The sequence below is a fragment of the Enterobacter sp. FUJ80071 genome, assembly GCF_038739915.1.
In the GTDB taxonomy this organism is placed as follows: Bacteria; Pseudomonadota; Gammaproteobacteria; order Enterobacterales; family Enterobacteriaceae; genus Enterobacter; species Enterobacter kobei.
This window is the reverse complement of sequence record NZ_JBBXKH010000001.1, coordinates 1,481,353-1,499,285: the sequence shown is the minus strand read 5'-3', so window position 1 is coordinate 1,499,285 and position 17,933 is coordinate 1,481,353. Positions and strand designations below refer to the sequence as shown.

Annotated in this window: 19 protein-coding genes; 7 read left to right on the top strand and 12 right to left on the bottom strand. The window is 56.5% G+C overall.

Annotated elements, in window-relative coordinates:
* Positions 1 to 96: 96 nt before the first annotated feature.
* The 9 genes from rlmC to nfsA all read right to left on the bottom strand — a co-directional run bounded on the left by rlmC (position 97) and on the right by nfsA (position 8,516).
* Positions 97 to 1,236, bottom strand: a complete 1,140-nt coding sequence (gene rlmC, locus AAER43_RS07165; protein WP_050861590.1) for a 23S rRNA (uracil(747)-C(5))-methyltransferase RlmC — start codon at positions 1,234 to 1,236, stop codon at positions 97 to 99.
* A 40-nt stretch (positions 1,237 to 1,276) separates the two neighbouring features.
* Complete coding sequence (locus tag AAER43_RS07160) at positions 1,277 to 1,795, bottom strand: YbjO family protein (RefSeq protein WP_045134203.1); 519 nt, start codon at positions 1,793 to 1,795, stop codon at positions 1,277 to 1,279.
* A 20-nt stretch (positions 1,796 to 1,815) separates the two neighbouring features.
* Positions 1,816 to 2,661, bottom strand: coding sequence for a putrescine ABC transporter permease PotI (potI, locus tag AAER43_RS07155; RefSeq protein WP_014883155.1), 846 nt, complete (start codon positions 2,659 to 2,661; stop codon positions 1,816 to 1,818).
* Positions 2,658 to 3,593 (bottom strand): putrescine ABC transporter permease PotH, encoded by a 936-nt coding sequence (gene potH, locus AAER43_RS07150; RefSeq protein WP_014883154.1) that lies wholly within the window; start codon positions 3,591 to 3,593, stop codon positions 2,658 to 2,660. The genes potI and potH overlap by 4 nt, the downstream gene beginning before the upstream one ends.
* 10 nt (positions 3,594 to 3,603) lie before the next feature.
* Positions 3,604 to 4,737, bottom strand: a complete 1,134-nt coding sequence (gene potG / locus AAER43_RS07145; protein WP_023332502.1) for a putrescine ABC transporter ATP-binding subunit PotG — start codon at positions 4,735 to 4,737, stop codon at positions 3,604 to 3,606.
* Between the two features lie 98 nt (positions 4,738 to 4,835).
* Entirely contained in the window at positions 4,836 to 5,948 is a 1,113-nt protein-coding gene (potF, locus tag AAER43_RS07140; RefSeq protein WP_050861589.1) for a spermidine/putrescine ABC transporter substrate-binding protein PotF, read from the bottom strand.
* A 351-nt stretch (positions 5,949 to 6,299) separates the two neighbouring features.
* On the bottom strand, positions 6,300 to 6,776 hold the full coding sequence (locus AAER43_RS07135; protein WP_050861588.1) for a YbjN domain-containing protein: 477 nt from the start codon (positions 6,774 to 6,776) through the stop codon (positions 6,300 to 6,302).
* A gap of 63 nt (positions 6,777 to 6,839) precedes the next feature.
* The gene (gene rimK, locus AAER43_RS07130) at positions 6,840 to 7,742 is read right to left on the bottom strand and encodes a 30S ribosomal protein S6--L-glutamate ligase (protein ID WP_032628797.1); all 903 of its coding nucleotides are present in this window, start codon (positions 7,740 to 7,742) and stop codon (positions 6,840 to 6,842) included.
* Positions 7,743 to 7,793: 51 nt separating this feature from the next.
* Positions 7,794 to 8,516, bottom strand: coding sequence for a nitroreductase NfsA (gene nfsA / locus AAER43_RS07125; RefSeq protein WP_014883150.1), 723 nt, complete (start codon positions 8,514 to 8,516; stop codon positions 7,794 to 7,796).
* Between the two features lie 183 nt (positions 8,517 to 8,699).
* On the opposite strand from nfsA, the gene AAER43_RS07120 reads away from it, so the two are divergent.
* Positions 8,700 to 8,969 carry a GrxA family glutaredoxin gene (locus AAER43_RS07120; RefSeq protein ID WP_014883149.1) on the top strand — a complete coding sequence of 90 codons (270 nt, stop codon included), beginning with the start codon at positions 8,700 to 8,702 and terminating at the stop codon, positions 8,967 to 8,969.
* 30 nt (positions 8,970 to 8,999) lie between these two features.
* Here the strand turns inward: AAER43_RS07120 and AAER43_RS07115 are convergent, their stop codons facing one another.
* The gene (locus AAER43_RS07115) at positions 9,000 to 9,368 is read right to left on the bottom strand and encodes an inner membrane protein YbjM (protein WP_014883148.1); all 369 of its coding nucleotides are present in this window, start codon (positions 9,366 to 9,368) and stop codon (positions 9,000 to 9,002) included.
* 279 nt (positions 9,369 to 9,647) lie between these two features.
* Between AAER43_RS07115 and AAER43_RS07110 the strand changes: the two genes are divergently transcribed.
* A complete protein-coding gene (locus tag AAER43_RS07110) occupies positions 9,648 to 11,333 on the top strand; it encodes an aspartate:alanine antiporter (protein ID WP_014169303.1) in 1,686 nt (561 codons plus the stop codon).
* 250 nt (positions 11,334 to 11,583) lie between these two features.
* Here AAER43_RS07110 and AAER43_RS07105 read toward each other — a convergent pair whose 3' ends face one another.
* Positions 11,584 to 12,135, bottom strand: coding sequence for a TetR family transcriptional regulator (locus AAER43_RS07105; protein ID WP_023332500.1), 552 nt, complete (start codon positions 12,133 to 12,135; stop codon positions 11,584 to 11,586).
* A gap of 81 nt (positions 12,136 to 12,216) precedes the next feature.
* Here AAER43_RS07105 and AAER43_RS07100 point away from each other — a divergent pair, with 81 nt between their 5' ends.
* Both AAER43_RS07100 and AAER43_RS07095 read left to right on the top strand, forming a co-directional pair.
* Complete coding sequence (locus AAER43_RS07100) at positions 12,217 to 13,431, top strand: MFS transporter (protein ID WP_014883146.1); 1,215 nt, start codon at positions 12,217 to 12,219, stop codon at positions 13,429 to 13,431.
* Entirely contained in the window at positions 13,421 to 14,233 is an 813-nt protein-coding gene (locus AAER43_RS07095; protein WP_045134207.1) for a Cof-type HAD-IIB family hydrolase, read from the top strand. Before AAER43_RS07100 ends, AAER43_RS07095 begins: the two co-directional genes overlap by 11 nt.
* A gap of 67 nt (positions 14,234 to 14,300) precedes the next feature.
* Here AAER43_RS07095 and AAER43_RS07090 read toward each other — a convergent pair whose 3' ends face one another.
* Entirely contained in the window at positions 14,301 to 15,533 is a 1,233-nt protein-coding gene (locus AAER43_RS07090) for an MFS transporter (protein ID WP_014883144.1), read from the bottom strand.
* 168 nt (positions 15,534 to 15,701) lie between these two features.
* Between AAER43_RS07090 and AAER43_RS07085 the strand changes: the two genes are divergently transcribed.
* From AAER43_RS07085 to deoR, 3 genes are all read left to right on the top strand, one after another.
* A complete protein-coding gene (locus AAER43_RS07085; RefSeq protein WP_023332498.1) occupies positions 15,702 to 16,430 on the top strand; it encodes a phosphatase PAP2 family protein in 729 nt (242 codons plus the stop codon).
* 7 nt (positions 16,431 to 16,437) lie between these two features.
* The gene (gene ybjG / locus AAER43_RS07080) at positions 16,438 to 17,046 is read left to right on the top strand and encodes an undecaprenyl-diphosphate phosphatase (RefSeq protein ID WP_050861587.1); all 609 of its coding nucleotides are present in this window, start codon (positions 16,438 to 16,440) and stop codon (positions 17,044 to 17,046) included.
* A gap of 67 nt (positions 17,047 to 17,113) precedes the next feature.
* Positions 17,114 to 17,872, top strand: a complete 759-nt coding sequence (gene deoR / locus AAER43_RS07075) for a DNA-binding transcriptional repressor DeoR (protein WP_014883141.1) — start codon at positions 17,114 to 17,116, stop codon at positions 17,870 to 17,872.
* Positions 17,873 to 17,933 lie beyond the last annotated feature (61 nt).

Below are 17,933 nucleotides of genomic sequence, written 5' to 3'. Positions count from 1 at the left end.
TTCAATCATTTCTTATGACGTAAGCTTACCTGATTTCGAGCGGGGGAAGAGTTCACATTTTGTTGAACATTGTGCGGGGTTCATGCCGGGTGGCGGCTACGCCTTACCCGGCCTACGGGTTAACAACGTCAACACTTCGTAATGCGCGGTATGCGGGAACATATCGAAAAGCTGAACGCGTTCAATGCGGTAGCCCGGCAGGCTGGCGATATCTTTAGCCATGGTCTGCGCATTGCAGCTGGAGTAGACGATGTAATCCGGTGCCATCTGGCTCAGGTAATCGCAGAGTGCGTTTCCGATGCCCCGTCGCGGCGGGTTGACCAGCACCAGTTCCGGCACATTGCCCTGGCCGGTGGCGAACTGGGTAGAGTCAAGCGCCTGGAAGTGGAGATTCGTTAACCCCAGCCCGGCGGCGGACTGTTTCGCGCAGGCAATCGCTTCGGCCGAGATCTCAATCCCGGTCAGCTGCATTTCAGGCGTGGCGCAGTGCAGGCCGAAACCGCCCACGCCGCAGAACAGATCCCACATATGATGAATGTTTAACGCCCGAACCCAGTCACGGGCGGTGGCATACAACGCACTCGCCACGGTCGGGTTGGTCTGGAAGAAGCTTTGCGGGCGGATCCACAGCGGTACGCCGTTGAAATTTTCGGCCAGCGCAGGCTGTTCGGTGAAGAAGACCTCTTTCTCCCCTTCCATAATCGCCATGTGCACCGGCTGTATGTTTGCCGTAATGACCTTAAGCTGCGGCAGTTGCGCCTGCAGCCACGGCAGCGCCGCACGAAGCTGCGCCAGCTTCGCTTCCGAGCGCAGCACAAAACGCAGCATCATGCCGCCGTCTATCTGGCTTTCCGTCAGCAGGAGATATTTCAGCTCGCCGCGCTTGCGGGCGACGTGGTAGGGCGTTAACCCTGCCCGCGCAATAAACGGTTTGAGTGCGGCAAAGACGGGTTCAAACGACGCGGGATACAGCGGGCAGTCGGTTAAATCTTCCGGCGTGCCGTCGCGGTGCAGCATCCCCAGCAGCGGTTTTTCGACGCTGCCGCTGACCACCATTTTGGCTTTGTTGCGAAAGCCCTGCTCCGGTCCGCTGATGGGTGCGCACCACTCCCCCACCGCGTGTCCAGCCAGCAGCTGTTGCAGGTCGGCCATTTTGGCGGTGAGTTGTTGAGAGACCGGCTGTTCTATCCACTGACAGGAGCGGCAGCGTCCGGCGTCATAGAGTGCGCACTGCATATGAAAACCTTAAGAATAACGGGGGCTGCGATTATACACATTATTGCAACTGGAAGAACCGTCGACTGGACGCAGGCACGAACAGGAAGAACAGCACCAGCATATCCGGCAGTTTTTGCAAAAACAGCGCGTGCAAAATCTCGCGTTTTGATCCGCCCGCAATGCTGAACAGTTCGGGATAGCCATACCCCAGCGAGGCGGCCCACAGGTAGCTGGCGGCGGTCACCTGCGTCAGCAGATAGACCCAGCGCGCCCAGTTGCGCCCTTTGACCAGCGAAAACGCACAGTAGATCTCAATGAACACCAGCACCAGGCTGCTCAGAAAAACCAGCGTCAGATTCCACGTCTGCACGCTGCGGTGAATGAATTCACCGATACCGCGCACGCCCAGGGTATTCAGAATCATCAGCACGTCCAGGCAGCGGATCATAATAATGGCGAGCGCCGCCACCTGTACCAGCGCAGGAACGTTAGGACGAGCGTGCGTAAGCCGTGATTTTTTTAATAATCCCAATGTTTTACTTCCCTGAAAAACAGTGCCGCGTGATACGCGGCACATCACTGGAAATTTTAAATGCTTCAGCCGCGTCTTGCACGCTGGATATCACGCACGCGCTGTTTTTCCGCGCGCGCCATCAAATACCAGGCGATAAATCCGACAATTCCGACCACGCCGAGGATGATAGAGGCCAGGGCGTTGATCTCCGGGTTAACCCCCATGCGCACGCTGGAGAAGACCAGCATCGGCAGCGTTGTCGCCCCCGGGCCGGAGACAAAGCTGGCGATCACCAGATCGTCGAGCGACAGGGTAAATGCCAGCAGCCAGCCGGAGATCACCGCCGGCATGATCATCGGCAGGGTAATGATGAAAAAGACCTTCAGCGGGGTCGCGCCGAGATCCATCGCCGCCTCTTCTATCGAGCGATCCAGCTCGCGCAGACGCGAGGAGATCACCACGGCGACATAGGCGGTACAGAACGTGACGTGCGCCAGCCAGATGGTGAGCATGCCGCGATCCGCCGGCCAGCCAATGGCATGCGCCAGCGCCACGAACAGCAGCAGCAGCGCAAGGCCGGTAATCACGTCCGGCATGACCAACGGCGCGGTGATCATAAAGGCGAAGCCGTTCGAACCGCGAAAACGGCCGAAACGCACCATCACCAGCGCGGCGATGGTGCCCAGAACAGAGGCCATCGTTGCCGCCAGTGCGGCGATGGTCAGGCTCAGCCCTACCGCGCTCATCATTGCATCGTCGTGGAACAGCTCACTGTACCAGCGCGTCGACCAGCCCGCCCAGACCGTCACCAGTTTGGAACTGTTGAACGAGTAGATCACCAGCATCAGCATCGGCGCATACAGGAAGGTAAAGCCGATCGCCAGGATCGCAATTCGCCACGGGGAGCGCACTACCGGTAAGTTATTCATCCGTGGTCTCCCATCTGTTTCTGCTGATGTTTGTGGAACCACATGATCGGCACGATCAACAGCAGCAGCATTATAATCGCCACCGCAGACGCCACCGGCCAGTCGCGGTTATTGAAGAACTCCTGCCACAGCACGCGGCCAATCATAATGCTGTCCGGCCCGCCGAGCAGTTCCGGGATCACAAACTCCCCTACCGCCGGAATAAAGACCAGCATCGACCCGGCGATAATCCCGCCTTTGGTCAACGGGACAATGACGCTGAAGAAGGTTTTCAGCGGACGCGCACCGAGGTCAAGCGAGGCTTCCACCAGCGAGTAATCTATCCGCGTCAGCGCCGTATAGATCGGCAGAACCATAAACGGCAGATAGGCATACACAATGCCAATATAGACCGCGAGGTTGGTGTGCAGGATCGTCAGCGGCTGATCGATAACCCCAAGCCACATCAGGACGTTATTCAGCACGCCGTTGTTTTTCAGGATCCCCATCCAGGCGTAAACGCGGATCAGGAATGAGGTCCACGACGGCAAAATCACCAGCAGCAGGAGGATATTACGCGTCGAGGGTTTACTGTGCGCCACGGCCCACGCCAGCGGATAGCCCATCACCAGACAGCAGAGCGTCGAGATCGCCGCCACCTGCAGCGACTGCAGATAGGCTTCAATATAGAGCGGGTCCTCGGTGAGCTGCAGGTAGTTACCGAGGTTTAAGGTCAGCGTCAGCTGCCCGTCTGCCCACTCCCACAGGTCGGTATACGGCGGGATCGCCCGCGCCATCTCCGCCAGGCTGATCTTGAAAACGATCAGGAATGGCAGCAGGAACAGCAGGATCAGCCACACGTAAGGCATGGCAATCACCAGCTTGCGGCCGTGCTTCATCTTAAGGCGCGTCAGCCAGCTGGCTGCGCGGGCTGGAGGTTCAAGTGTACTCATTGGCCGCTCCTTATACCGTCAGCACGACACAACTGTCAGCATCCCAGCACAGGCGCACTTCGTCGCCCCAGGTCGGCTGACCTTTGCGGTAGCGATGTTCGTTTTGCAGCTGGGCGCTCAGCATCTGACCGCTTTTCAGACGCACATGATAGATAGACAGATCGCCCAGGTAAGCAATGTGCACCACTTCACCCACGGCGAAGTTATAGCCATCGGCTGGCGGATCGTCACAGAGCATGATCTTCTCCGGACGCAGCGCGACGTAGACCGGCACGTTGTCCACCACGGCGCTGTCAGGATCGACCTTGAGCGGATGCTGCAGACCCGGCGATTCAATGACCAGGCCATCCTCCTGACGATCTTTCAGTAGCCCTTCGAAGACGTTGACCGAACCGATGAACTCGGCGCTGTAGCGGGTGGTTGGATGCTCATAAATCTCCTCCGGCTCGCCAATTTGCACAAACTTCCCGCGGTTCATGATCGCAATACGTCCGGCCATGGTCATGGCTTCTTCCTGGTCGTGGGTCACCATCACGCAGGTCACGCCGACGCGCTCAAGAATATCCACCACTTCCAGCTGCATACGGTCACGCAGTTTTTTATCCAGGGCCCCCATCGGCTCGTCGAGCAGCAGCAGTTTCGGGCGTTTTGCCAGGCTTCTGGCGAGCGCCACGCGCTGGCGCTGGCCGCCTGAAAGCTGGTGCGGTTTACGCTTCGCGAACTCCTGCATGTGGACCAGACTCAGCATCTCGGCCACGCGCGCGGTGATTTCGGCTTTTGGCAATTTATCCTGCTTCAGGCCAAAGGCGATGTTCTGCTCCACCGTCATGTGCGGGAACAGTGCGTAGGACTGGAACATCATGTTAATCGGGCGCTGGTACGGCGGCACGCTGGAGAGATCCACGCCATCAAGCATGATTTGCCCGGCCGTGGGTTGTTCAAAACCGGCTAACATACGCAGCAGGGTTGATTTGCCACAGCCCGATGCGCCCAGTAGCGCGAATATTTCGCCTTTATAGATAGTCAGGCTGACGTCGTCCACGGCATGCTGGCCATCGAAAGATTTGGTGAGGTTACGAATTTCAAGAAGCGGGGTCAGCGCTTTACGGACTTTCGCCTGCGGGCGGGGGATCGCGTCATTCACGGGGTGCTCTCCGGCAGAAATCAAATCATGGTGCAGGCGCACCAGCACGGTGCGCCTGTTGCCGGGGGCGCTTCGCTTGCCCGGCCTGTGACAAAGGGTTACTTACCGCTTTTCACCTTGGTCCACGCACGGGTACGTACGCGGTCAATTTTTGGATCCTGTACTTTCAGGGTGAAGAGCTTGGCGAACACGTCCGCTGGCGGATAAATTGCCGGATTACTGCGGATCGCTTCACTCACCAGCGGCACGGAAGCCTTGTTACCGTTGGCATAATAAACGTGGTCACTGATGTGTGCGATCACGTCCGGACGCATCAGGTAGTTAAGGAACTGATACGCTTCGTCTTTGTTTTTCGCATCAGCTGGCATCGCGAAGACGTCGAAGAAGGCCAGCGCCCCCTCTTTCGGGATGTAGTAGGACACATTCACGCCGTTTTTCGCCTCTTTCGCGCGGTTCGCCGCCTGCCACACGTCCCCTGCCCAGCCAATCGCAACGCAGATGTCACCGTTCGCCAGGTCGTTGATGTACTGGGAAGAGTGGAAATAGCGAATGTTTGGACGCAGCTTCATCAGCAGATCGGTAGCCGGACCGGTGTAGTCATCCGCCTTGTTGCTGTTCGGATCTTTGCCCAGGTAGTTCAGCACGGTGGCAAAAATCTCTTCTGGCGCGTCCAGGAAAGAGACGCCACAGCTTTTCAGCTTCTCAAGGTTTTCCGGCTTCAGCACCACGTCCCAGCTGTCCAGCTTGACGTCCGGGCCCAGCGCCGCTTTAACTTTATCCACGTTGTAGCCGATACCGGTGGTCGCCCACAGGTAAGGCATGGCGTATTTGTTATCCGGGTCATGCTTAGCCACCAGCTTCAGGACTTCTGGATCGAGGTTTTTCCAGTTCGGTAATTTGCTCTTGTCCAGTGGCTGGAAGACACCCGCCGTCAGCTGACGCTCCAGGAAGCTCGCGGAAGGCACGACCAGGTCAAACCCGGTGCTGCCTGCCATCAGTTTTCCTTCCAGCACTTCGTTGGAATCGAAAACGTCGTAGACTACTTTAATGCCGGTCTCTTTCTCAAAATTGGCCACGGTGTCCGGCGCAATATAGTCAGACCAGTTATAAACGTGCAGCGTTTTTTGTTCCGCAGCGAGCGTGCCGGCAGAGACGGCCATCAGAGCACCCGCAACCAGACCCGATAACCATTTTTTATTCAAGGCGATCATAGTGTTATTCCTTCTGAAAGCTCGTTAACAAACGAACTAAAACTGTGCAATCTGGATATATGCAAAAATCATGCATAGTTTGTCGCTCTGCTCAAAATAAAAAGAAACCTCTTTACCCGGCAGGATCCGCTCGCTTTTTGAAGCATCGCAAGAATAACTGTAGCCCGTGTCTCCGGCTATAGCCCAGACGAAAAAACGCCTTTTATCAATTTTTTATGCAGGTTTAGTCTACGTGATAAGCCGAAACGGCCTTTGGGGAGGTGAAAAATTCTTTAAAGAAAGGTTAAAAGCAGCAGAAAAAATGGCCTAATGCAGCCGCCATGGCAGCGACTGCGCAAAAGTCAGGCAGCCTTAGTGAAGAAAATTGGGAGATGCATCATTATTCTCTGCATCATCTTCCGCGCTATACAGCAGATGGTGTGCATTGGCTTCCATCATGACCATGGAAATTTGCTCTTCACTCAAGCGCATAAACCAGGCGAACTGCTTGAAGGAGAGCCCTGCCCCGGAGAATAAAGACTGGCAAACGACCAGTTTTGGCAGATTATCATCCTGTATATCGAGAAATGCTTTCACCGTCAAAGAACTGGCATTGATGGCCGACAGGTCGGAGGCCAGCGCCAGTAGCGCAGACGGCTTCACTTCGGCCAGCGCGGAGAAAAGGATCACGTCGTTAATCAGATCGATTTTGGCATCAAAAATACCGTCGAAATTTTGCATATGAGGCAGATGCAGCGCCTGGCAGGAATCACATTCAAAGAACGTAATACCGGCATCATCGAGCCATTGACGTAACGTATCCAGTGTTGGTACGAGCTGTAAATCCATCGCGGTGCAGCCTCTCTAATAAAAACTTCGCATAGATTACGCAAAAAGTGCGTTCAATGCCATTTAACCGCCCGTTTTCAGACAGTAGCCCGGCGTGGCATGACGCTCGATCCATGTGATCATTTTACCTGCAATATCGACCCCCGTGGTTTTTTCCACGCCTTCCAGCCCCGGTGAGGCATTCACCTCCATGACCAGCGGCCCGCGCGTCGCCCGCAGGAGATCAACGCCCGCCACGTCCAGCCCCAACGTTTGCGCGGCTTTTACGGCAATGTCCCGCTCGCGATCGCTAATATCAGCGACTCTCGCTATGCCGCCGCGGTGAAGATTAGAGCGGAAATCGCCCTCTTTGGCCTGACGCTCAATGGCCGCCACCACTTCATTTCCGACCACGAAGCAGCGAATATCACGCCCTTTCGCCTCTTCGATATACTCCTGCACCAGAATGTGCGCATTCAGTCCCCGAAAGGCGTCGACCACACTTTCTGCAGCCTGACGCGTCTCCGCCAGCACCACGCCGATACCCTGCGTGCCTTCTACCAGCTTGATCACTAAAGGCGCGCCGCCCACCATGTCGATCAGATCGCTGGTGTCGTCCGGCGAATGGGCTATTCCGGTGACGGGGAGATCGATCCCCTGACGGGCGAGCAGCTGCAGCGAGCGCAACTTGTCGCGGGCGCGGGAAATGGCCACGGATTCATTGAGCGGATAGCTGCCCAGCATCTCAAACTGGCGCAGCGCGGCGGTGCCGTAATAGGTGATCTGGGAGCCGATACGCGGGATCACCGCATCAAAATGCGGCAGCTTGCGGCCTTTGTAGTGTATAGATGAAGCGGCGGGGTCGATGTTCATATAGCAGGACATCGGGTCAAGGATCTCAACCTGATGTCCGCGTTTTGCCGCCGCTTCTCGCAGGCGTTTACATGAATAGAGCGTTCCATCCCGGGACAATATGGCAATTTTCACCCTGCACCTCTCTGAAGACATGGAAAAAGCCTTCATATCATACAGAATGGACTATCGCGTCGCCCAGCCCTGTTTATGCAGATAATCGAGAATAAACGGGCGATTTTCTTTAATGATGGTGCGGCGAATGTGGTCGCTCCAGGTATCGCGGCGGTTATTGCTGTCACGCGTCAGATAGTAATTCGCCAGCTCTTCATCATAGTGATTCAGGACGTCACGATCGACCGGCTGGTAGTGGTTCTCGTGCACCAGCATTGCCGCAGGAATACGCGGTTTCAGGTCCGGATTATCCGCCGGCCAGCCGAGGCAGAGGCCAAACAGCGGCAGTACATGTTTTGGCAGCTTCAGCAGTTCGGTGACGCTTTCAATGTTGTTACGCAACCCGCCGATATAGACCCCGCCTAGTCCCAACGATTCCGCCGCCGTAAAGGCGTTTTGCGCCATCAGCGCGGTATCCACGACACCCAGCAGCAGCTGTTCGGCGAGCCCCAGTTGCGCTTCAGGGCAAATCTGCAGATGGCGGTTAAAGTCGGCACAAAATACCCAGAACTCGGCGGCCTGGGCCACATGCTTCTGCCCGCCGGTCAGCGTCACCAGCTGTTCACGCATCGCCGGGTCGGTAATGCGAATAATGGAGCTGCACTGCAGGAAACTGGAGCTGGAGGTCGCCCTTGCGCTGTTAATAATGGCGGTACGCTGCGCCTCGGTGATCGGCTCATCGGTGAAGTGGCGAATGGAACGATGGGAAAGGAGCAGGTCAATCGTGGGTGTCATCTTCTCTCTCTTTGCTTGCTTAAAACGTATGGCAGCCAGTATAGGCAATGATCTGCGCGGTGTAATTGGCGAAACATAGCTCATAGGTATTATAACGACAGGCGAAACCTTCTTTAATGACGACAGGTTATGGGGCACTATACGTCTCATTCGCCGTCAGGCTTGTTTTTTGAGGAGAGAGAAATGTTTGCAGTAATTTTTGGTCGTCCAGGGTGCCCTTACTGTGTGCGCGCAAAAGAGCTGGCAGAGAAACTGACCGCAGAACGCGATGACTTCAATTTCCGCTATGTGGACATCCACGCGGAAGGCATCACCAAAGCCGATCTGGAAAAAACAGTCGGTAAGCCGGTTGAAACCGTCCCACAGATCTTCCTCGATCAGAAACACATCGGCGGTTGCACCGACTTTGAAGCCTACGCCAAAGAACATCTTGGCCTGTTTGCCGAGCAGTAATGAAAGGACGCCCTCACCCTGAGGGCGTTTTTATTTGTGGTGCCGTCGGTGCTGAATCAGGCTGCGCACAAATAGGTAGCAGAGCGCGCCAAGGGCGCACCAGAATATGGCACTTAGCAACCACGCCAGCTCCTGCCAGAAACTTCGCGTTGAAACATACAGCAGGCGCATTAGCAGCAGACATAATGGCGCTGCAAGTATCGCCCCCAGTAACGGTTTCACCACTTCCCCTTTACGGGAGAGAAAACTGGCGGCGGCTCCCGGTAGCGTGAAGAAGAGCAACCCCAGCTCCGGATGCCCGGACGCCCTGAATGCGCCCTTCACATTAAATGCGAGCGACATGCATACGACCGTGAACAGCAAAAAGCAGCTGATCACCCCCGCCCAGTTTCGTTTCATATTCAAACAATCCTCCTGACTTATCTCTATCAAATACACTTTCGTCGGGTAGACGCCCAGTCAGATAAAGCAATGCGGCAATCCTTGCCAAAGTACGCACAGGGTGATGCGATAATCAGTAGCTGTCAGTAGCTAATGCGATTAAACTACACGCCAGCTAATGTTTTAGGGAATAAAGCAGGAAACAGGGAGCGTTAACGCCTTTCCCTGCCCCAGAAAACAGTAGCCCAAAAAGTCCTTTCATTCAACAACTTACTGGTAAACAAGAAGTTAGCCTCCGTGAATATAAACGTCGCAGACTTGTTAAATGGGAATTACATCCTGTTATTATTTGTGGTACTGGCGCTGGGTCTTTGCCTGGGTAAATTGCGCCTGGGATCGGTTCAACTTGGTAATTCCATTGGCGTTTTAGTCGTCTCCTTATTATTAGGCCAGCAGCACTTCAGCATTAACACGGATGCGCTCAACTTAGGTTTTATGTTGTTTATTTTTTGTGTTGGCGTGGAAGCAGGACCGAACTTTTTTTCGATTTTCTTCCGCGACGGCAAAAATTATCTGATGCTGGCGCTGGTGATGGTCGGCAGCGCACTGCTGATCGCCTTAGGACTGGGTAAGCTGTTTGGCTGGGATATCGGGTTAACGGCCGGTATGCTGGCAGGCTCCATGACCTCTACGCCAGTGCTGGTGGGTGCAGGCGATACCCTGCGCCATTCGGGCATGGCTGGCGCACAGCTTTCGACCGCGCTCGACCACCTGAGCCTGGGCTATGCCCTGACCTATCTGATTGGTCTGGTGAGCCTGATTGTCGGGGCGCGCTATCTGCCAAAACTGCAGCATCAGGATCTGCAGACCAGTGCCCAGCAAATCGCCCGTGAGCGCGGGCTGGATACCGACAGCAAACGTAAAGTCTACCTCCCGGTGATCCGCGCCTACCGCGTCGGACCTGAGCTGGTGGCATGGGCAGACGGGAAAAATCTTCGCGAGCTGGGGATTTACCGCCAGACCGGGTGCTACATCGAACGTATCCGCCGTAACGGCATTCTGGCGAACCCGGACGGTGACGCGGTGCTGCAGATGGGCGACGACATCGCGCTGGTGGGTTACCCGGACGCGCATGCCCGTCTCGACCCAAGCTTCCGAAACGGCAAAGAAGTGTTCGACCGCGATCTGCTCGACATGCGCATCGTCACCGAAGAGATCGTGGTGAAAAACCATAACGCCGTTGGCCGTCGTCTGGCGCAGCTCAAGCTGACCGACCACGGCTGCTTCCTTAACCGCGTCATCCGCAGCCAGATTGAGATGCCCATCGACGACAACGTCGTGCTCAACAAAGGCGACGTTTTGCAGGTCAGCGGCGACGCGCGACGCGTAAAAACCGTTGCCGACCGCATCGGCTTTATCTCCATTCACAGCCAGGTCACTGACCTGCTGGCTTTCTGCGCCTTCTTTATTGTGGGCCTGATGATCGGGATGATCACCTTCCAGTTCAGCAACTTCAGTTTCGGAATCGGTAACGCCGCCGGTCTGCTGTTTGCCGGGATCATGCTGGGCTTCCTGCGAGCGAACCATCCGACGTTCGGTTACATTCCGCAGGGCGCATTGAACATGGTGAAAGAGTTCGGTCTGATGGTGTTTATGGCGGGTGTCGGCCTAAGTGCCGGCAGCGGCATTGGACACAGCCTGGGTGCCGTCGGCTGGCAGATGCTGGTTTCCGGCCTTATCGTCAGCCTGGTGCCGGTGGTGATCTGCTTCCTGTTTGGTGCCTACGTGCTGCGCATGAACCGCGCCCTGCTCTTCGGAGCAATGATGGGGGCGCGTACCTGTGCGCCGGCCATGGAAATTATCAGCGACACCGCGCGCAGCAACATCCCGGCGCTGGGCTATGCAGGCACCTACGCTATCGCCAACGTACTGCTGACGCTGGCAGGTACGCTGATCATCATCATCTGGCCAGGACTCGGATAACTCTGAAGTTTGTGCGTAATGAAAAAATTTTTGTTACGCGCAGAACTTTTTTATCAGGGGGCAGTCATAACTAGTGCCACTGCTTTTCTTTGATGTCCCCAATTTGTGGAGCCCATCAACCCCGCCGTTTTGGTTCAAGGTTGATGGGTTTTTTGTTGCCTTAAATAAACCCCAACAAAGAATAACCAAAGCCCGTTATCCAGCTTTTCTAAACGTGAGAATACGTAATGTCAGGCTTAACGAGCGATGTCTAAGTGTTTCCCTCCCCCGCAATCCTCCCAACCATCGCCCGAATCTCGTCCCGGGTTAACGGCGCCCGGTCGGTCACATAGTGCAGCGTCATCCCTTCGATAAACGCATCCAGCGCGCGGGTGGTAACCGGATCGAACCACTGCTCCAGCGTAGTCTGGCTCATCTTCATCCAGTCCTGCATCACCGTTTTGAGCGCCGCGCTGCGGTGCATAAAGGCGTAAAGCTGGTACATCAGCGCCATGTTGTGCGGCGTCGTCACCTGCGAACTGTGGATCAAGGTGGTGATGGACTCGCACGCCATTTCAGGCCCGGTGACGCCCGCAAAGAAATCCCGATACTGCTGCGACATCTGTTGCGTAAACCATGTGAACGCTTCCTCCAGCAGTGGCTCCATACCGTCGAAATAGTAGGTCATCGACCCCAGCGGCACGCCCGCGCAGGCGGCGATTTTACGGTGCGTGACGGCGTGAATACCGTGCTCGGCAATGGTATCGAGTGTTGCCTGCAGGATCTTCTCCCGGCGATGCGGATCGTTCGGTGGTCTGCTCATAAATTCCTCACGTGGTTTGTGTACAAATGTACACAAACTTGCTAGTGTTGTCGCTATTGTTGTACTTCTGGTGCTACCCCAATGACGCTGACCTCTCCCCGTAAAACCCTGCAGCTCCGCATGTGGGCGCTGTTTATGTTCTTCTTTATTCCCGGTCTGCTGATGGCCTCCTGGGCCACGCGCACGCCCGCCATTCGCGATATTTTGTCTGTCTCTACGGCTGAGATGGGCATCGTGCTGTTCGGCCTGTCGATCGGTTCCATGAGCGGCATTCTCTGTTCCGCATGGCTGGTGAAGCGCTTTGGTACGCGAGCTGTGATCCGCACCACCATGTGCTGCGCGGTGTTCGGGATGGTGGTATTGAGCATCGCGCTGTGGTTTGCCTCGCCGGTGTTGTTCGCGCTGGGGCTGACGGTATTTGGCGGCAGCTTCGGTTCTGCGGAGGTAGCCATCAACGTTGAAGGGGCGGCGGTCGAACGTGAGATGAACAAAACCGTGCTGCCCATGATGCATGGCTTCTATAGCCTCGGTACGCTGGCCGGTGCGGGCGTGGGGATGGCGCTGACGGCCACGGGTGTGACCGCCAATCTGCATATCCTGCTGGCGGCGCTGGTGTGCATCATTCCGATCCTCACCGGCATCCGGGCCATCCCGGACGGCACCGGTAAAAACTCTGCTGACGAACGCTCGTCAGCCGAAAAAGGACTCCCCTTCTACCGCGATTTCCAGCTGATGCTGATCGGCGTGGTGGTACTGGCGATGGCGTTTGCAGAAGGCTCCGCCAACGACTGGCTGCCGCTGCTGATGGTGGACGGTCACGGCTTTAGCCCGACCTCTGGCTCGCTGATTTACGCCGGGTTTACGCTGGGGATGACCGTCGGGCGCTTCACCGGCGGCTGGTTTATCGACCGCTACAGCCGCGTGGCGGTGGTGCGCGCCAGCGCCCTGCTGGGCGGCCTGGGGATTGCGATGATTATCTTTGTGGACGTGGACTGGATTGCCGGCGTCTCGGTGATCCTCTGGGGACTGGGGGCGTCACTCGGCTTCCCGCTGACCATTTCCGCCGCCAGCGACACCGGGCCGGATGCCCCGACGCGCGTCAGCGTGGTGGCGACAACGGGCTACCTCGCCTTCCTGGTGGGGCCGCCGCTGCTCGGCTTCCTGGGTGAACACTACGGGCTGCGCAGCGCCATGCTGGTGGTGTTAGGGTTGGTGATCATCGCTGCGCTGGTGGCGCGCGCGGTGGCAAAGCCGGAAACGAAACAAACGACACTGGAGAAGGGATATGAGCGTTAAACTGATCGCCGTCGACATGGATGGCACATTCCTGAGCGATGCCAAGACCTATAACCGCCCGCGCTTTCTGGCGCAGTACGCCCGCATGAAGGCGCAAGGCATTCGCTTCGTGGTCGCCAGCGGCAACCAGTACTATCAGCTGATCTCCTTTTTCCCGGAGATTGCCCATGAAATTGCGTTCGTCGCTGAGAACGGCGGCTGGGTCGTGAGCGCCGGAGAGGATGTCTTTAACGGTGAATTGTCGAAAGCCCATTTCGAGACCGTCGCGAATGTATTAAACGACGTTCCGGGCATTGAGATTATCGCCTGCGGAAAAAACAGCGCCTATACGCTGAAATGCTATGACGATAGCTTTAAGGATATCGCCGCGAAGTACTATCACCGGCTCGAAATGGTGAGTGATTTCGACAACCTGAACGACATTTTCTTCAAGTTTGGGCTGAACGTGTCAGACCATGAAATTCCGCGCATCCAGGCGATGCTGCATGAAAAGCTTAACGACATTATGGTGCCCGTGACAACCGGCCACGGCAGTATCGACCTGATTATCCCCGGCGTGCACAAAGCCAACGGCCTGCGGATCCTGCAACAGCGCTGGGGCATAGAGGACAGTGAAGTGGTTGCCTTCGGTGACAGCGGCAACGACGTGGAGATGTTGCGTCAGTCCGGGTTCAGCTTCGCGATGGCGAATGCCAGACCGCATATTAAAGCAGTGGCGCGGTTTGAAGCGCCGCACAATAACGAGGAAGGTGTGCTGGATGTGATTGAGAAGGTGTTGAACGGGGAGGCACCGTTTAATTGATATCGTGCGGTCTGGTGCCCTCGCCCCTCACCCTGGCCCTCTCCCCAAAGGGGAGAGGGGAAAAAGATTATGGTTGCAGGGCGTTGCCGACGCGTTTGTCCTTCAGGAACACCATCATCAGGCCAACCCACAGCACGCCGTTGGCGAGGTTAAACAGACTGAACAGACCGTTGCCACCCATCGCGTAAGCGTGCTTGCTCACCTCGATACCGACGGTAAAGATCAGCATCTGCAGCATACCCATCGCCGCGGACACCGTGCCTTTACTCATCTCGCTGGCAAACAGCGTCAGGCGCACCAGCCCGGCGTTCGCCACGCCAATCCCGAAAGCATAAAGGCTGAGCCCCGCCGTCATCCACAGATAAGCGTGGGATGACGCAACGGTCGCCACCGCGGCCAGAATCAGCCCTGCTGCAATCGGCCAGCCACCCATAATAATCAGTGAACGCACGGTGCGGCGTGACGTCAGACGTGCCAGCACCAGGTTACCGATAATCAGCGCGCCAAAAATCGGCACCTGCAGCAGACCATACTCGTAGCTGCTGAGCTTTTCACCGCTGATGATAATGACCGGAGACTGCGCAATCCACGCCAGCAGCGGCAGGCTCACAAACCCGGTCGCCAGCGCCCCCGCCAGAAATCGGCCATTCTTCAGCACTTCTTTGTAATCCCGGCCCAGCTCTTTGAGCGAGAGTTTTTCACCCAGACGGGTCGCCGTTTCCGGCATTGCGCGGTGCAGGCCAAAGAACGCGATAGCGGCGAGAACCGCAAAGAGGATAAACATCCCTTCCCAGGGCGCAACATGCACCCACGCGGCACCCACCAGCGGCCCGAGTAAAGGGGCAATCAGCGCCACGTTTGCCATGAGCGCGGTAATTTTGATACACACCGCCTCTTCAAACGACTCCTGAATGGCGGCATATCCCACGGCACCGATAAAGCACAGGCTCACCCCCTGCAGGAAACGCAGCAGGGTAAATTGCTCAATGTTTTGCGCCAGCAGCGTAGCGAGGCAGGTGACGATAAACCACACCACGCCGGTCAGCATCACCGGACGGCGGCCAATACGATCCGACAGCGGCCCTAACAGCCACTGTAAAAACATGCCGCCAGCCAGATAGGCGGTCATGGAGGTCGGCACCCATTCAATTCCCGCGTTGTACTGCTCCACAACGGCCAGCATGCCGGGCTGGATCATATCGTTGCCGATATAGGTGGAGAATTCGTAGAGCACCAGACACAGGGGGAAAAGCAACGCCTGACGACCCAGACGTGAACCAGAAGAAGAACGGTTTAACATGCAATCTCTTTAAAATGACAAAATCGCGACGAGTGTAATGAAATGCCGCAGCCCGAGATAGTGATTTATCGAGGATAAACAGAAATAAAGCACATATCGTCTTCGTTTAAGGTTTCCTTAAGTTGACAGATTTATGATAGCCCGATTACTCGTCAACGATCCCAAATTATGGCACTCACTTCCAGCCGTTCAGAATTGTCTAACTTACAGACAAATAAGACAAAACGACTTTACCGCTTACCCTCCCGCTTTTATGGTTATCAGCTTTTCGTGCTGTTAGTCCTTGCCGTGGTGTTTACGTGGCTTTCGCGCGATGAAGCGCTCGACAGATGGATCACCGGTTTTTGGTATGACGCGGCGACGCAGAGCTTCCCGCTACAGAAAGACCACCTGCTGGATTTGCTCAACCATCGTCTGGCGAAGTACATCGCCATCGCCTTAGGTGCCGTGGCGCTGCTTTACGGCGCTTACAAACGTAACGCCAGGCTGGTTACGGCGGCGCTGCTGATGGGGCTTGGCGCGCTGGTAGTGGGCGTACTGAAAAGCATTAGCCACCACAGCTGCCCGTGGGATCTGGTGGAGTATGGCGGGAAGGCGATGTCTTACCCACTGTTTAGCGCCGTCCCGACAGACAGCGGGCCGGGGCGCTGTTTCCCCGGCGGCCATGCCTCCAGCGGTTTTATGGTGATGGGGCTGTTTTTTGCCTTCTGGCGCGAGCGTCCACGTCTCGCCTGGAGCTTTGTTGCCCTTGGCGTGCTGCTGGGTCTGGCGATGGGCTTCGGTCAGGTGATGCGCGGGGCACATTTTTTCTCTCACAACCTGTGGGCCGGGTGGTGGGTTTGGTTTTCCCAGGTGGCCGTCTACGGGCTGGTTTCCACCCGGTTTGCAAAAGAGTAATAACGCTATGCTAGAGAATCTGAATTATCAGCTGTTTTATCTGATCAACGCCACACCGGCCTCGCCAGAGTGGATGATTGATTTCGCCACCTTCCTGGCAAAAGATCTGATTAGTATCGTGCCTGTGCTGGCCGCTGTCCTCTGGCTCTGGGGCCCTCGCAGCCAGGTGAAGGCACAGCGCCAGCTGGTGATCAAAGTCGCGATAGCGCTCGGGGTCAGCGTACTGGTTAGTTATATTCTCGGCCATGCGTTCCCGCACGATCGTCCTTTTGTCGACCATGTCGGTTATACCTTCCTGCACCACGCGCCGGATGACTCCTTCCCGAGCGATCACGGTACGGTTATCTTCACCTTCGCGCTGGCTTTCCTGTTCTGGCATCGCCTGTGGTCTGGTGCGGTGCTGATGGTGGCAGCCGCGGCGATTGCCTGGTCCCGCGTGTATCTTGGCGTCCACTGGCCGCTGGATATGGTCGGCGGTTTCCTGGTAGGACTGATTGGCTGCGTGAGCGCGGCAATCCTGTGGAATCTCTTCGGTGAAGCGCTCTACCGGGGGCTCTCTTCCCTTTATCGCGCCATTTTTGCCCTCCCGATCCGCAAAGGCTGGATACGTGACTAACCCCAACCGGACAGGTTACACTGAGCCCCCGCCCTGCGGGGGCTCATTTTTTTTATCCTGAGGAACTATGGAAACACGACGCGATGACCGCATAGCTCAGCTGCTTCAGGCGCTGAAGCGTAGTGATAAGCTGCATCTTAAGGAAGCCGCCAACCTCCTCGGCGTCTCAGAGATGACCATTCGTCGTGATCTGAACAGCGACAGCGCTCCCGTGGTACTGCTGGGCGGGTACATTGTGCTTGAGCCGCGTAGCGCCAGCCATTATCTGATAAGCGATCAGAAAACGCGTCTGGTGGAAGAGAAACGCAAAGCCGCGCGCCTGGCCGCCACGCTGGTACAGCCGCACCAGACGCTGTTTTTTGACTGCGGCACCACCACGCCGTGGATTATCGAAGCCATCGACAGCAGTATTCCCTTTACCGCCGTGTGTTACTCCCTGAACACCTTTCTGGCGCTGCAGGAGAAACCCGAGTGCCGGGTGATCCTCTGCGGCGGTGAGTTTCACGCCAGCAACGCTATCTTTAAGCCGCTCAACCTGCAGGACACGCTCAGCAACTTATGTCCGGACATCGCGTTCTATTCCGCCGCGGGCGTGAATGTGCGTCAGGGGGCGACCTGCTTTAACCTGGAGGAGCTGCCGGTAAAGCACTGGGCTTTAAGCGCCGCGCAATACCATGTGCTGGTGGTCGATCACAGTAAATTTGGCAAAGTGCGGTCGGCAAGAATGGGCGAGCTGGCGCAGTTTGACGCCATCGTCAGCGATTGCCGCCCGGATGAGGAAATTGTGGCCCATGCGAAGGCGCAGCAGGTGAAGTTGATGTATTGAGAGGGGTGCGGTCTGATGCCCTCACCCCGCCCCTCTCCCACAGGGAGAGGGAGAAAAGCAT